The sequence below is a fragment of the Bradyrhizobium sp. UFLA06-06 genome (assembly GCF_054820065.1).
On sequence record NZ_JADFUD010000110.1, the window covers coordinates 1 to 14,519 of the forward strand.

General features: G+C 64.5%; 18 protein-coding genes. 8 read left to right on the top strand and 10 right to left on the bottom strand.

Going from position 1 to position 14,519, the window contains the following annotated elements:
• On the top strand, nt 1-264 hold a 264-nt coding region (locus IF803_RS40980), incomplete at its 5' end, for an MFS transporter (RefSeq protein WP_461196007.1).
• Nucleotides 265-354: 90 nt separating this feature from the next.
• Here the strand turns inward: IF803_RS40980 and IF803_RS40985 are convergent.
• From IF803_RS40985 to IF803_RS40995, 3 genes are all read right to left on the bottom strand, one after another.
• Complete coding sequence (locus IF803_RS40985) at nt 355-828, bottom strand: secondary thiamine-phosphate synthase enzyme YjbQ (protein ID WP_461196008.1); 474 nt, start codon at nt 826-828, stop codon at nt 355-357.
• Between the two features lie 162 nt (nt 829-990).
• Complete coding sequence (locus IF803_RS40990; protein ID WP_461196009.1) at nt 991-1,515, bottom strand: hypothetical protein; 525 nt, start codon at nt 1,513-1,515, stop codon at nt 991-993.
• Nucleotides 1,516-1,528: 13 nt separating this feature from the next.
• A complete protein-coding gene (locus IF803_RS40995; RefSeq protein ID WP_461196010.1) occupies nt 1,529-2,170 on the bottom strand; it encodes a DsbA family protein in 642 nt (213 codons plus the stop codon).
• A 274-nt stretch (nt 2,171-2,444) separates the two neighbouring features.
• On the opposite strand from IF803_RS40995, the gene IF803_RS41000 reads away from it, so the two are divergent.
• The 5 genes from IF803_RS41000 to IF803_RS41020 all read left to right on the top strand — a co-directional run bounded on the left by IF803_RS41000 (nt 2,445) and on the right by IF803_RS41020 (nt 5,104).
• On the top strand, nt 2,445-2,816 hold the full coding sequence (locus IF803_RS41000; protein WP_028338953.1) for an AtpZ/AtpI family protein: 372 nt from the start codon (nt 2,445-2,447) through the stop codon (nt 2,814-2,816).
• A gap of 72 nt (nt 2,817-2,888) precedes the next feature.
• A complete protein-coding gene (locus IF803_RS41005) occupies nt 2,889-3,638 on the top strand; it encodes a F0F1 ATP synthase subunit A (RefSeq protein ID WP_028338954.1) in 750 nt (249 codons plus the stop codon).
• A 55-nt stretch (nt 3,639-3,693) separates the two neighbouring features.
• Nucleotides 3,694-3,924 carry a F0F1 ATP synthase subunit C gene (locus IF803_RS41010; RefSeq protein ID WP_016847054.1) on the top strand — a complete coding sequence of 77 codons (231 nt, stop codon included), beginning with the start codon at nt 3,694-3,696 and terminating at the stop codon, nt 3,922-3,924.
• A gap of 124 nt (nt 3,925-4,048) precedes the next feature.
• Nucleotides 4,049-4,615 carry a F0F1 ATP synthase subunit B gene (locus tag IF803_RS41015; RefSeq protein WP_016847055.1) on the top strand — a complete coding sequence of 189 codons (567 nt, stop codon included), beginning with the start codon at nt 4,049-4,051 and terminating at the stop codon, nt 4,613-4,615.
• Nucleotides 4,616-4,618: 3 nt separating this feature from the next.
• Nucleotides 4,619-5,104 carry a F0F1 ATP synthase subunit B family protein gene (locus IF803_RS41020; RefSeq protein ID WP_028338955.1) on the top strand — a complete coding sequence of 162 codons (486 nt, stop codon included), beginning with the start codon at nt 4,619-4,621 and terminating at the stop codon, nt 5,102-5,104.
• A 154-nt stretch (nt 5,105-5,258) separates the two neighbouring features.
• On the opposite strand, the gene IF803_RS41025 is transcribed toward IF803_RS41020, so the two are convergent.
• The 7 genes from IF803_RS41025 to IF803_RS41055 form a co-directional block, all read right to left on the bottom strand.
• Nucleotides 5,259-5,909 carry a hypothetical protein gene (locus IF803_RS41025; protein ID WP_038384435.1) on the bottom strand — a complete coding sequence of 217 codons (651 nt, stop codon included), beginning with the start codon at nt 5,907-5,909 and terminating at the stop codon, nt 5,259-5,261.
• A 114-nt stretch (nt 5,910-6,023) separates the two neighbouring features.
• Nucleotides 6,024-6,611, bottom strand: coding sequence for a GNAT family N-acetyltransferase (locus tag IF803_RS41030; RefSeq protein ID WP_026191927.1), 588 nt, complete (start codon nt 6,609-6,611; stop codon nt 6,024-6,026).
• A 213-nt stretch (nt 6,612-6,824) separates the two neighbouring features.
• Entirely contained in the window at nt 6,825-8,114 is a 1,290-nt protein-coding gene (locus IF803_RS41035) for a M16 family metallopeptidase (protein WP_304497444.1), read from the bottom strand.
• Entirely contained in the window at nt 8,114-9,529 is a 1,416-nt protein-coding gene (gene thrC, locus IF803_RS41040; protein WP_028338958.1) for a threonine synthase, read from the bottom strand. The genes IF803_RS41035 and thrC overlap by 1 nt, the downstream gene beginning before the upstream one ends.
• A 972-nt stretch (nt 9,530-10,501) precedes the next feature.
• On the bottom strand, nt 10,502-11,590 hold the full coding sequence (locus IF803_RS41045) for a Cj0069 family protein (RefSeq protein WP_461196011.1): 1,089 nt from the start codon (nt 11,588-11,590) through the stop codon (nt 10,502-10,504).
• A gap of 148 nt (nt 11,591-11,738) precedes the next feature.
• Nucleotides 11,739-12,815, bottom strand: coding sequence for a nickel/cobalt efflux transporter (locus tag IF803_RS41050; protein WP_461196012.1), 1,077 nt, complete (start codon nt 12,813-12,815; stop codon nt 11,739-11,741).
• Nucleotides 12,816-12,820: 5 nt separating this feature from the next.
• Nucleotides 12,821-13,099: a metal/formaldehyde-sensitive transcriptional repressor gene (locus IF803_RS41055; protein ID WP_461196013.1), complete on the bottom strand. Its 279-nt coding sequence runs from the start codon at nt 13,097-13,099 to the stop codon at nt 12,821-12,823.
• Nucleotides 13,100-13,200: 101 nt separating this feature from the next.
• Here IF803_RS41055 and IF803_RS41060 point away from each other — a divergent pair, with 101 nt between their 5' ends.
• Nucleotides 13,201-13,482: a metal-sensing transcriptional repressor gene (locus tag IF803_RS41060; RefSeq protein WP_461196014.1), complete on the top strand. Its 282-nt coding sequence runs from the start codon at nt 13,201-13,203 to the stop codon at nt 13,480-13,482.
• 14 nt (nt 13,483-13,496) lie between these two features.
• Nucleotides 13,497-14,519: efflux RND transporter periplasmic adaptor subunit (locus IF803_RS41065; protein WP_461196015.1), on the top strand; the 1,023-nt coding region annotated here is incomplete at its 3' end.

Sequence of the window (14,519 nt, forward strand, 5' to 3'; positions counted from 1 at the left end):
GTCACCATGGTCTACGGCCCGATTGCCGCCATGCTGGTCGAACTGTTCCCGACCCGCATCCGCTACACCTCGATGTCGCTGCCCTATCACATCGGCAACGGCTGGTTCGGCGGCCTGCTCCCGGCGACCGCGTTCGCGATCACCGCCTCGACCGGCGATATCTACTCCGGTCTCTGGTATCCGGTCATCTTCGCCGCAATCACCGTTGTGGTCGGCGCGCTGTTCATCCCGGAAACCAAGGACGTCGACATCACCAAGACCTGACCGGTCGACATCCCAGTCAAAATGCATCGGCCGCGGAGCGATCCGCGGCCGATGTCGTTTTAGGAGCCGAAGCCGGATGACATGCGCGCGTCAGCGCGTGGCCCCGATGAACTGCAGCACGATCTCGCGCCGGTGCGCCCGGGCGCGGTGCTCGATCAGATAGATGCCCTGCCAAGTGCCGAGCGCCATCTCGCCGTCGAGCACGGGGACCTGCAGCGAGGTCGCCGTCAGCATGGTCTTGATGTGCGCCGGCATGTCATCGGGACCTTCGGCGTCGTGACGCCAGCCGCCGTCTTCGGGCGCCGCGCGATCGAGCGCCGTCATCAGGTCGAGCAGCACGGTCGGATCGGCATTCTCCTGGATCGTCAGCGAGGCCGAGGTGTGACGGATGAACAGCGTCACCGCGCCCTCGCCGGCGCGCACCTCACGCAGGAATTTGACGACCTCGCGCGTGATGTCGGTGAAGCCAGCGCCCGACGTTTCGACGGTCAGGCGTGACGACACGATGCTGGTTGCCGCGACGGAGGACGGCGCCGAGTGCGTGATCATTTTCGCCGAACTCATCTGCAGCCTCTCAACTCGTCGTCCCGGCGAAAGCCGGGACCCATACTCCGCGGCCCCTCATGTTCAAAGACTCGGAGTGGATATTCTTTGTAACCATACGCTCCGGTGGTTATGGGTCCCGGCTTTCGCCGGGACGACACCGTGGATGTTGCAAACGCCGTATCAAATCTTGCCGCCATTGACGTCGCGCTGCACGCGGTTGGCCATCTCGATCAGCCGCCGCCAGGCCCGCTCCGCGAACGACATCATGCGATCCATGTCGCGGTCGCTCGGCAGCGGGATCTCGATCTTGCGCTCGCCCTCGGCGCTCTTCGGCTCGGTCTTGGGCTCTGGCTTCTTCAACGAATCCGATTTCGGCAACGCCTCGTCGGTCTTGGCCGACGGTGCGCGCGCGGCGAGCTCGCCCTTGAGCTTGTCATTGTCGGCCTGCAGACGCCCGATCTCGGCATCCAGCGCCGCCCGCTCGTCCGGCACCATGTAACAGGCCCAGCCGGCGCTGGAATTGGTGCAGGTCGACACCGCGCCGGTGCGCGTGTCGAGCCGCAGGAAACCGTCGCCGGCGGGTGATAAGGCGTAGCGGCCGTTTTCGGTGTCGGGTGCATTTTGCGCGATCGCCGCGCCGCCGCTTGCAATCAGGATGGCAGCAATTGCGATGGACAATTTCGACGGCGACATCGCGATGGGCATGGCTTGCTCCGCCTCAACCTGATTCCTGCCCCTCCACAACAGAGCTATAGGGCTTGCGGCCCGACTTCAACGCGTCTTCAAGCAATTCGATCCGGTCCTGGCCCCAGAACACCTCGCCGTCGAGCACATATCCGGGCGAGCCGAACACGTCGGCGTCCAGTGCATTCTGGCGATTCTGCTCATAGGTCGCGCTGATCGCTTCAGTGCCGGAGCGCTCCACCAGTTGCCGGCCGGGCAAACCTGCATCATCGGCGAGCTTCACCAGCGTCTCAGGATCAGCAAGATTAAGCTGCCGCTCCCACACCGCGGGATAGGCCCGTTGCAGGAACGGCTCGGGGTCGAGGCCGGCCTCGAGCACCGCGATCACCACGCCATCGGCGAGGCGCCCGTTGAACGGCCAGTTGGCCGGCTGCAGATGAAAATTCAGCCCGCGCTTGTCGCGCCAGCGCTGCAACTCGATCATGCGATAGCGCTGCCGCACCGGATGGCGCTTGGCGAGCGGCAGCCCGCCCGTTTCCGAAAACAGATCGACCAGCAGCACGGGCCGGTAATTTACCTTGAGATCGTAAGTGCTTACGAGTCGAACGAAGGGCTTGTGGCCGATATAGGCCCAGGGGGATTGCAGCGAGAAGTAGTAATCGATCTGGCGCGGCATGCGGAACCTGACTGCGTGAGAGGACGGGACTTTCGGCGATCCCAGCAGAGCGGGAAAAGCCGCGCAATATCGCTCAATGCCACGCAAGCTGTTGCACTGCGATCACTGCGTCACTCTGACCTTGAATATCTCCCAATAAAACCAGCAGAATCAAAGCAATAACTGGTTACGACGCAATCTTGACTTGATTAGACGCGGTAAGTATGGTCCGCGCGGCTTTTGACGGGGACGGGCGCAATTTCCATCATCCGCGGCATCGGTTAGTGTTTGCAGCATGGCTGAGAACACCAACGACGGCGCAAATGGAAGTCGCGATCAATCGCCTCCTGACGAAGCTGCGCTTTCCGCAAGGCTCGGAAGTCTCGATCATCGGTTGTCAGAAATTCGCGACAGCCGCAGGAGCAAGACTGATCAATCCGGTAATGAAAGCGGGGACAGTGCCGCCAGAGCTTCGGCGATGGCGCTCGGTTTTCGCCTTTCCTCGGAGCTGATCGCGGGCGTTGCCGTCGGAGCGGCGATTGGCTGGGGGTTCGACCGTTTGCTGTCGACGTCGCCATTCGGCTTCATCGTGTTAACGCTGCTCGGCTTCGTCGCCGGGGTGGTCAACGTGGTGAGGTCCGCGGGCGTGGCCTCGGGCAAGCGCTGAGCGCTGGCGGGAAGTCACGACATTTGAAATTCGATTACCGGCACGATAGCCGGTGGACCAAGAGCCGCGCGGATGAAAATCGACCCGATCCACCAGTTCAATATCGAGCCCCTCTTCACGCTCGGCCACATCGGCAATCACACGATCGCCTTCACCAATTCGTCGCTCTTCATGTTCATCGCGGTGCTGCTGATTGCGCTGCTGATGCTGGCGAGCGGCCGGGAACTGGTTCCGGGACGGCTGCAGTCGGTCGCCGAAATCTCCTACGAGTTCGTCGCCACCACGATTCGCAGCACGGCCGGCGCGGAAGGCATGAAGTTCTTCCCGCTGATCTTCTCGCTCTTCATGTTCCTCTGCGTCTCGAACCTCGTCGGCGTCATTCCCTACACCTTCACGATCGCGAGTCACCTGATCGTCACCGCGGCGCTCGCGCTTCTGGTGTTCTTCACCGTCCTGATCTACGGCGTCTACAAGAACGGCCTGAAATTCTTCAGCATCTTCGTCCCCCACGGCGTTCCGATCTACATCCTGCCGCTGGTCATGTTCATCGAGATCCTGTCGTTCTTCCTGCGGCCGGTCTCGCACAGCGTTCGTCTGTTCGCCAACATGCTGGCCGGCCACATCGCGCTGAAGGTGTTCGCGGGCTTCGTCGCGATGCTCGGCTTCTCGCTGGGCGCGCTCGGCTGGGTCGGCGGCGTGCTGCCGCTGGCGCTTACGATTGCGCTGTACGCCCTCGAACTGCTGGTCGCGTTCCTGCAGGCCTACGTGTTCGCGATCCTGACCTGCATCTACCTCAACGACGCCATTCATCCGGGACACTAAGCGGTCCGGGGAATCTCCACCCACCAATCTGTCTATCTTTCTCAAGGAGCTACATATGGAACCGGCAGCAGCAAAACTTATTGGCGCGGGCATCGCGTGCATCGGCATGGGCGGCGCGGGCGTCGGCGTGGGCATCATCTTCGGCAACTACCTCGCCGCTGCGGTGCGTAACCCGTCGGCCGCTCAGGGCCAGTTCGGCAACCTGATCTTCGGCTTCGCCGTGACCGAAGCGCTCGGCATCTTCTCGCTGCTGATCGCGCTGCTCCTGCTGTTCGTTCCGCTCTGAGCGGCACCCCGGTTCCGCTCTGCGGTAACCCGGTTCCGCTTTGCGGTAACCCCTTCGCGCCGCCCAAAGGTCGTCCCAAAGACCATCCCAAGGGCGGCGCGCATGACAGCAACAGGAGAACACCATGGCTGAGAGTCATGGCGAGGCAAAAGGCCAGAAAGCCGGCGCCCACACCGAGACTGACGGCGGACATCACGGCGGAGCCTTTCCGCCGTTCGATTCGTCCAATTTCGCCTCGCAGCTGGTGTCGCTGGCGATTGCATTTGTCGCGCTCTACCTGATCGTGTCGCGTTTCGCCCTGCCGCGCGTTGGCGGGACGATCGACGCACGTCAGAACAAGATCGAGGGCGATCTGGCCGAAGCGCAGAAGCTGAAGGACGAGTCCGACGCGGCGCTGAAGGCCTACGAGACCGAGCTGGCGAATGCGCGTGCCAACGCGCAGGCGATCGGCAACGAGACCCGCGAGAAGCTGAACGCGGCCTCGGAAGCCGAGCGCAAGGCGCTGGAAGAGAAGCTGGCGGCAAAGCTCGCCGACGCCGAGAAGCAGATCGCAACAACCCGGACCAACGCCATGAGCAACGTCCGCGGCATCGCGGCGGATGCGGCCGGCGCCATCGTCCAGCAACTCGCCGGCGTCACGCCGGACGCCAATGCGGTCAACAGCGCCGTCGACGCGTCGCTGAAGGGATAGACGATGTTTTACGAACCGGAAACCTGGGTTGCGATCGCCTTCGTCATTCTGCTGGTCGTGTTCGGCTATCTCGGCGTCCATCGCACCCTGCTGACGGCGCTCGACCACCGTGCCGAGCGCATCAAGGCTGAGCTGGAAGACGCCCGCCGTCTGAAGGACGAGGCCGCCAAGCTGCTCGGCGAGTACAAGGCGCGCCGCGCCAGCGCGGAGCGCGAGGCCGAGGAGATCATCTCCAACGCCAAGGCCGAAGCCGAGCGGATCGCGGCCGAGGCCAAGACCAAGATGGAAGATTTTGTCGCCCGGCGGACCAAGACCGCCGAGAGCAAGATCGCCCAGGCCGAGGCGCAGGCCGTGGCCGATGTCCGCGCCGCCGCGGCCAACGCCGCCGTGACCGCCGCCTCGACCATCCTGTCGCAATCGGTCAAGGGCTCGGTTGCCGACGATCTCGTCGGCAAGGGCATCGCCGAAGTCCGCTCCAAGCTGAACTAACGCGATCTCAACTCCTTCGGCAAAAGGCCGGCGCGAGCTGATCGCGCCGGCCTTTTTCTTTGCCCGTATCTGTCCGCATGATGCGGGGTGTTTTTGTTTTGACGCGTTTTCTTCACGCGAACCGGTACCCACTTCGCTCGAAAACGCTCTGGTACTACTTCTTCTTGTGCGGCGCGCGGGGCTTGGGCTCCGGCTTCAGGGCCTGCGGATCGAAGCCGATATAAAAGATGTAATTGTCGTTGTCGGCCGGCGACGGCGCCGGATACACGACGTCCTCGGCGACCAGGCTGAACGGCACGCTGCCGCTCTCGTCCATCTGCACCGTGGTGGTGTAGGCCTTGGTCATGATGGTCTTCTCGCCGACGCCGCCCTGCACCACGGCGACGCGAAGCGGCACCTGAATGCTCGGTGGCGCGCCCTGGGGGCCGACAATGATCCGCCCCTGAATACCGATCTTGGCCGTGATCTGGCCGCTATTCAGATTGCATTGCCGCGCCGTGCGCGTGATCGAGGCCAGGAACTTGACGTCGTTGCCGACCGCTTCCTTGCCGTTCGCGGCCACGGAATAGGTCGAGGCCCCGGAGCGGATCTGCACCGGCGGGCAGGTCAGCTCGGCATCGGCGTCGTTGAGCTGCTGCGGCGCTGCAGGCGTGGCCGGCTTGTCCTGGTCGGACGAGCCGCCGCCGAACAGGCTCTTGAAACGGTCGCTCAGCGACTGCGCGGAAGCTGCCGACGGCAGCAGGGTGGCACCGAGACCGATCGATACCGCCGCCGCGAGCGCGAACCTGATCACCCTGTCACCCATCAATATCCTCAAATCTCCAAGCCCGGTTCCCCGTTTCGCGGGCGTTATAGCAAGGCAATGGCGGCGAACCCAAGGCATGGAATCGGGATCGTCATCAGCCAATAGGCTTATGATTCAGCCGCGGAAATCCTCGTGCAGCAGGCCGAACAGCAGGTGGTCTTGCCAGATCCCGTTGATGCAGAGGTAGCGCCGCGCCAGGCCCTCGCGGGTGAAGCCGCACTTCTCCAGCACCCGGATCGACGAGGCATTCGAAGGAATGCAGGCGGCCTCGATGCGGTGCAGATTGAGCTCGCCGAACAACGAGGGCAGCAGCACCCGCAGCGCCGTCGTCATGTAGCCGCGATGGGCGTGCGGCAGCCCGACCCAGTAGCCGATCGTGCCGGCCTGCACGATGCCGCGCCGCACATTGGCGAGCGTGATCCCGCCGATCATCACCCCGTCCGATTCGCGGAAGATGATGAACGGATAGGAGCGGTCGGCGGCGATATCCTCGGTGTAGCGGCGCAGCCTGCGACGGAAGCCGGCGCGGGTCAGGTCGTCGGAGGGCCAGATCGGTTCCCACGGCGTGAGATAGGCGCGGCTGAATTCGCGCAATTGCGCCCATTGCGGGAAATCCGACATCTGCGGCGCGCGCAGCAAGAGCCCGTGACCGCGCGGCATCAGTGCAGCGGGTCCATTGGACGGCAAACGAAACAGGGCCATGGCCCAACACTCCCCGCCACTTCTCCCTCGCCCCGCCCTTGCGGGAAGAGGGTCGGGGTGAGGGGTCTTACCGCAGATTCGGTTTTGCGGCTCTACCCCTCACCCGAAGCCTTCGGCCATAGCCGAGGCTCCGCCTCGGCGTATGTCCGTCAACGGCCGCCGGTAGGCGGCCTATGCTCTCCCCGCAAGCGCGGGGCGAGGTAAGCAGAATTCTTAATGCAGCAGCGTCTTTGCCTTCGACTTCGTCAATCCTTCCGCAAAAGCCACCGCCGTGTCCAGACCCCTGCCGCTGCCGAGCGCGACAACGGCGGGCCGGCTGCGCGCCAGCAGGGCACGGGCGGCGTTGCGGCTCGATTCGACGCTGACCGCGTCGATCCGCGCCACCAGTTCTTCCACCGTCTGCGGCCGGCCATAGGCTAGCACATGGCGTGCCAATTGTTCGGCCCGGGATGAACAGCTTTCCAGCGCCATCAACAGGCCGGCCTTCATCTGCGCCTTGGCGCGGGCGACCTCGGCCTCGGTCAGGGTTTCGACCGCGTCATTGATGACGTCGACGATCACTTCCATCATTTCCGGCGCGTCCGCCGGATCGGTCCCGGTGTAGAGGCCGAAGAAGCCGGTGTCGGTGTAGGGCGCGTGGAAGGTGTAGATCGAGTAGCACAGCCCGCGCTTCTCGCGCACCTCCTGGAACAGCCGCGACGACATCCCGCCGCCGAGCGTGTTGGTGAAGACCTGCAGCGAGAACAGCGACGGATCGGTCTGCGGCACGCCTTCGAGCGCCAGCGTCAGATGCGCCTGCTCGAGGTCGCGATGCACCACCCGCGAGCCGCCCTTGCCGAACATCGCGGCCTGCGGCTTCGGCGCCGGCGTGGCGTCGAAGCTTGCGAATTTCTGCGTGACGTCCTCGACGATGCGCGCGTGATCGACCGCTCCGGCGGCCGCGACCACCATGTCGGGGGCGCGGTAATGCGTCGAGAGATAGCCGCGCAGCATGTCGCGGTCGAAGGCCTTCAGCGTCTTGGCGGTGCCGAGCAGCGAGCGCCCCATCGGCTGCTCCGGATAGCAGAGCTCGTTGAGATGCTCGAACACGACGTCGTCGGGCGTATCCTGCGCCGCGCCGATCTCCTGCACGATGACGCTCTTCTCGCGCTCCAGCTCGTCCGGCACGAATGACGGGTTGCCGAGGATGTCGGACAGCACGTCGAGCGCCAGCGGCACGTCCGCCTTCATCACCCGCGCATAATAGGCCGTGGTCTCGGTCGAGGTCCCGGCATTAAGGTCGCCGCCGACCGCCTCGATCTCCTCGACGATCTCGCGCGAGGAGCGCCGCGCCGTGCCCTTGAACGCCATGTGTTCGAGCAGATGCGAGATGCCGTGCTCGTTCGGCTTCTCGTCGCGCCCGCCGACGCCGGCCCAGACCCCGAGCGCCGCGGTTTCCAGATGCGGCATGGTGTCGGTGACGATTGTCAGGCCGCTCGGCAGCTTGGTGATTTCAACGCCCATCAGGCAACTCCCTGCTTGGCAGCACGGCTGACCGACAGCACGAAGCGCTCGACCTCGGCAGAATCATTCTTCATGACCGTGATGTGTTCGGATTTGCTCATCAGGCCTCCGAGCCAGACCGGCAGCTGCGGACGCACCCCGCAGGCGGCTTCCACCGCGTCGGGGAATTTGGCCGCGTGCGCGGTCGACAGCACGATGTTCGGAATCCTGGAATCGGAGGTGTCGCGGTCGGCGACCGCGAGCGCCACCGCGGTGTGGGGATCGACGAGATCGCCTGCCTCGCGCCAGGCGGCGCGGATCGCCGCCGCCGTCTCGGTCTCGTCGGCGCGGCCGGCGTCGAAGTCACGGCGCACGGCGGCCAGCGTCGCATCCGGCAACACGAAGCGGCCGGACTGCTTCAGCGAGGCCATCAGACGGCGGACCTGATCGGCGTCGCGGCCGCTCGCCTCGAACAGCAGCCGCTCGAAGTTCGACGACACCTGGATGTCCATCGACGGCGACGCCGTGGCGTGCACCTCGCGCACCTCGTAGATGCCGGTCTTCAGCGTGCGCGCCAGGATGTCGTTGACGTTGGCGGCAATGCGCAAGTTCCGGATCGGCAGCCCCATCCGCTTGGCGACGTAGCCCGCGAAGATGTCGCCGAAATTGCCGGTCGGCACCGTGAAGTCGACGGTGCGCTGCGGCGAGCCGAGCGCGACCGCCGAGGTGAAGTAATAGACCACCTGCGCGACGATGCGCGCCCAGTTGATCGAGTTGACGCCCGACAGCGCCACCGTGTCGCGGAAGCGATGATTGTTGAACATCGCCTTCACCAGCGCCTGGCAATCGTCGAAGGTGCCTTCGATCGCCAGCGCATGGACGTTGGCGGCGCCGGTCGTCGTCATCATGCGGCGCTGCACCTCGGAGATGCGGCCGTTCGGGAACAGCACCACGAGGTCGACATTGTCGAGATTGGCAAAAGCCTCGACCGCGGCGCCGCCGGTATCGCCCGAGGTTGCGACCACGATGGTGGTGCGCTGCGCGCGCTTGGCCAGCACGTGATCCATCAGCCGCGAGATCAACTGCATCGCGACGTCCTTGAACGCCAGGGTCGGCCCGTGGAACAGCTCTAGCAGGAACTGGTTCGGCCCGGCCTGATCGAGCGGCACCACCGCGGGATGACGGAACGTGGCATAGGCCTCGTTGGCCATGCGGCCGAGCTCGGCGTCGGAAATCTCGCCGGCGACAAACGGACGGATGATCTCGACCGCGACCTCCCAATAGGGACGGCCGAAGAAGGTGGCGATGGTCTCGGGCGACAGCTGCGGCCAGGTCTCGGGCACGTAGAGCCCGCCGTCACGGGCAAGCCCGGTCAGCATCACATCGCAGAAGCCAAGCACCGGGGCCTCACCCCTGGTCGAGATATACCGCGTCAAACCGCCCTCCAAAGGCTTCGATCGGAGCCTTAAGCCTTTGATATCATGGATTTATCGAGTTCGCCTCATGCGACCCGAACGGTTCACCATAGAAGATCGGACTGGCAATGGGTAGCCCGAAGCGCGCGCTTCGGGGTCGCGGGACGCGTGGCGCTGCTGAGGGAGATTGACGGGCGCGCCGCAAACACAACTGTCGTCCCTGCGAAAGCAGGGACCCATACTCCGCGGCGGTTGTTGTGGAGGGGACTCATCATTGTCGTCCTGGCGAAAGCCAGGACCCATAACCACAGGGTCGAGTAGTTGAAGAAGGCTGTGGCCCCAGCGTCGCGCGATCATTGGCATTTGGGGTAATGGGTCCCGGCCTTCGCCGGGACGACGCCGAGTGTGTTGCACGATCTGTGAGCCATACATCCGCATTCTCGCGAGATGAATCGTCCGAGTCTTGCTCTTCGTTCCGCCCTCTTGGACAGAGGGCGCAGGGAAAGCCGGGTGCCGATCGCACCCATGGGCCCCGAGCAATGGGTAGAAAGCTCGGGGGTAGGACCACAGGTGTAACCGGAGCAATCCGGCTTTCCCTGCGCGATGGGCTACGGCTCATACGTGCTCTCCCCGGCGAGACTTGGCTTGTTTGTCACCGCCTTCGCAAAACGCTTGCGCGCTTTGCGAGAGGACACCCGCCGCTAGGGCGTCAGGACCACACGACTTCACCGTCCGCTTTGCACGCGCTCGTCAGCACCACGCTCGGCGTCCACCGCATCCCACGCCGCGTTCGTGACGACCGCGAGCCCCTCGATCGGGTGAGACGGGTGTATTGAACATCTGAGTTGGGGTACCCGTCAAGATTAATTCCGAAAATCAGAACAATTTGATTGACGACCCACGCGTGCGTCAAGCATCGGCGGCAGGCTCCCTCCCCCTCCTATCCGCCGAAGCCTCTTGGCGAATGCGGGAGAGGGAGCCTGGAGGGCGTGCTCACCTCACGCTCGCCATGTTCCGACCGATGCGATTCCCGACCGTTTGCGCGATCGCCGCCGGCGCGTCGTCGGGGATCGCAAAGCACGAGCTCGCGTTGATCTCGCAGAGCACATAGGTGTCGGCACCATCAGCATCGCGCGGACCGTACAGGAAATCGGCATCCCAGATCACCGGCAGCGACGCTTCATCGATCGCCAGCGCGGCCATCATTTGCGGGATCCATTCGTCCTCCATCAACCTTCGCAGCCTCTGGAATTGCGGGGCATCGGGGCCGTGCATAATGCGCGGTCCAGGTTGAGCTTCCGGAGAAGCCGGGCCTTGCGGGGGCGGCGGGATCAAGGCCTTGATCAATTGGTGCCCGAAGCCCGCGACCTTCGCTCCGCTGACATAGCAACGGATCATGCCCTCGGGCAGGCGCGGCTGGAACGCCTGATCGATGATGCAGCCGCCCCAGCCGAAATACGGCTCGCAGCGCGCCATGAAGTCCTCCAGCGGCAACTCCTCCGGCCGGCTGCCGCGCAGCGCATGCAGCACGCGAATCGTCGCGTCGGTGTTCGGCACGGTTTCCACCTTCCAGACGCCCTGCCCGCCATTGCCGCGGTTCTGCTTGAGCACGCGCGGACCGCCCGCGCGCAACCGCGAGGGGAATTCGGCGCGGAACGCATCGACCGTGGCGTATCGATGGGTGTCGGCGCCCCAGCCCAGGCGACGCGTCCGGTACAGCACGTCCTTGACGCCCATCTTGAGGATGATGTCGGGATGCGCGCTGACCCACGGCCCCTTCGCCGCGACCTCGCGCAGCAGCGGATCGAGGGCCGCGCGCGTCTTGCCCTGATGGATCGGATCGACCCAAACGAGAACGCCGTCCACGGCGAGCAATTGGTCGCGAACGGCATCGGCGAATGTCTCGTCATAGACGACGGGAACAGCCTCGATGCCGGTGGCGGCGAGCGCTTCGAAGACGCGGACGAAACGGCTGTTTTGCGCAGTCGCCTCCCGGCGCGACGCGGCGTCGCCACGCGACAGGATAGCGATTTTGCAACGACGATTTTCGGAACGAAGAAGTGTGTGTGGTTCGGTGTCCATGTGAAAGCTCCACGACGGTGAATGTCGCGCAGAGCTTGGACCGAGGTCTCACGGGGAGTCTGCCTTGTCCCCTTGAGGCAAATCTAGACCACCTCGCGCAGGTTTCAAGATCGAAGTGGGGCGACGTGGATCAGGCCGTGATCCCGGATCACGCCGTGATCCCGTGCAACCCGAGCCAGCCCGTGTAGAGGCCGACGAGCACGATCAGCGCCGCCGAGACGTAGGGAGCGCGATGGGCAAAGCGGCTGAAGCCGGCCCAATGGCGCTCGACATGACGCAGGCTCAGCGCGGCCGCAACACCGGCGGAGACCATGGTGATCGCAAGCCCGATGCCGAAGCAAAGCACCAGCACGAAGCCGAGGCTGAATTGCTTGAGCTGGAGACAGAGCAGCAGCACGGTGATTGCCGCCGGACACGGAATCAGCCCGCCGGTCAAGCCGAACAGGATGATCTGCCACGTCGTGACGGTGCGTCCGGCAAAGCGCTTGCGGATGTCGGCCGCGTGTGCGCGCGCATGCGCGTCGTCCTCGTCGCCGAGATTCATATGCGCATGGTCATGCTCCTCGAACAGGACTTCCGCCATGTCCGCGCGCACCGAGACGCGCGCCTTGAAGGCATGCGGCTCCGGAATTTCGTCGATGCTTTCCAGATAGCCATCGTGGCCGGCGAAGCAAAAGCGTTGCTCGCTGCCGTCGGGACGGATCGTCACGACGGCAACGTCGCCGGCCACCGGCAGCGCCCCGGCCTCGCTCCGCAACCGCCAGCGCGGCGGCACGCCGTCCTCGAAGACTTCGAGCGACAGCGATTGTCCGGCCAGGACCAGCCGGCGCGTTTCGTCGTGGTGATGGTGATGATCGTGATCGTGATCGTGTTCGGCAGCCTGCTCGCGCCAGGTGCGCCAGGCCATCCAGGCCGCGATCGCGATGATGATCACCGCCGACGCCAGCTGCAACCAGGCTTCGCTGCGTTCTCCGGACCATTGCTGGCCGAAATGAAGCCCTGCGAGCGCGACGATCCAGACGATGGCCGTGTGCGAGATCGTCGCCGCCAGGCCGAGCAGCACCGCCTGCACCACGGTGCCGCGGATCGCGATGATGAAGGCCGCCATCATCGTCTTGGAGTGGCCGGGCTCGAGCCCGTGCAACGCGCCGAGCAGGATCGCGCTGGGCACGAACAGCCATGCATGCGCGCTGCCCTGCTGGAGCAGCTGAGACAGGTCGGTCATGGCACTCACTTCAAATAGGTTCGGACGACTTCGATCAGGTCGGCCGCCCCTTTGGCCTTCTCCGGATCCTTCTCGTGAACGGGATCCACGACGTGATGACGGATATGGTCCTCGAGCAGTTCGGTGGTCAGACCGCCAACGGCCCCCCGGACCGACGCGACCAGCATGAGCACGTCGGTGCAGCCGAGTTCCGCCTCCAAGGCGCGCTCGACCGCGTCAAGTTGTCCCTTAATGCGCCGAACCCGGGAAAGGAGCTTTGACTTGTGTTTGATCGTGTGCGACATGGAGCATAAGATAGGGGGGTACCCTATACTAGTCAACCCACGGGATCGCTTTCCAGTCGATTTCGGATTATAATATCCCCTCCCCGGGGATAGGATATCGGATGACCAAGCGACACGTCCACGAAAGCCACACCCAGATCGTCAAGCGCCTGAAGCGCGCGGAGGGCCACCTTCACCGCGTCATCGAGATGTTCGACGATGGCCGCCCGTGCCTGGACCTGGCCCAGCAGCTTTACGCAGTCGAGAAGGCGATCACCGAGGCGAAGCGGACGCTGATCCACGATCATGTCGACAATTGTCTCGACGTCGCGGCCAATGGCGGCTCCGCGAAGCCGACAAAGCACGTGCTTGCCGAGTTCAAGGCAATCTCACGATACCTCTGAGCGGGAACGGTCTGATGTCCTCTCGAAAGTCCGTATGGATGCTTGGGCTCGCCGCAATCGTCGCGGCGGCCGCATTCGCAGCATGGGGGCCGGCGGTGCCGACACTGCGCAAGACGGTGGGCCTGGCCGCGACCGAGCGAGCGCGCCAGCCCAAGCCGCAAGCGGAGGAGAGGAAGCCTGTCATCCGGATGGACGACGAGCGGATCGCGTTGGCGAGGATCGAGCAGGCCAAGGCTGGCCCGGCTGCAATGGCGATGCGACTGTCGGTCCCGGCGGTCATCGCCCCGGACGCCGACCGCGTCGCCCATGTGTCGGTGAAGCTGTCGGGAACCGTCGCCGAGCTCCGCAAGAACATCGGCGATGAGGTCGAGAAGGGCCAGATTCTCGGCGCACTGGAGAGCCGGGAAGTCGCCGATGCGAAAAGCGAGTACATGGCCGCACGGCTGTCCAACGATCTGCAGCAGGATTTAGCGGCCCGCGACAAGGCGGCTTGGGACACCAAGGCGGTTCCCGAGCAGCAATACATCCGGTCGCGCAACGCTGCGTCGCAGACGGCCATGCGCCTCGACATCGCACGGCAGAAGCTGCTCGCGCTTGGAATCGACGAAAGCGAGATCGCATCGATCCCGCAGGCGCCCGAGGGAACGCTGCGCCTACAGAACGTCCGGGCGCCGATTTCCGGACGGGTGGTCGAACGCAAGGTCGAACTCGGGACCGCGGTCGGCAGGGACAACCTCGAGACCGAGCTGTTCGTCATCGTCGACCTCAGCAGAGTCTGGGTCGAGATGGCGGTCAATTCCTCCGATCTGCCGATGGTCCGGGAAGGCCAGAGCGTGGCCGTCGCCAGTCGCGGCTATAGCGAGACCGGAACCGGAAAAATCATCTTCGTCAGCCCGCTGCTGGACAAGGAGACGCGGGCCGCGCGCGCCGTTGCGCTGCTGGACAATCTCGATCGGCGCTGGCGTCCGGGCTCGTTCGTCACGGCCGATATTGCCGTGGAGTCGCGTCAGGTTCCGATCGCAGTGCCGGCCACGGCC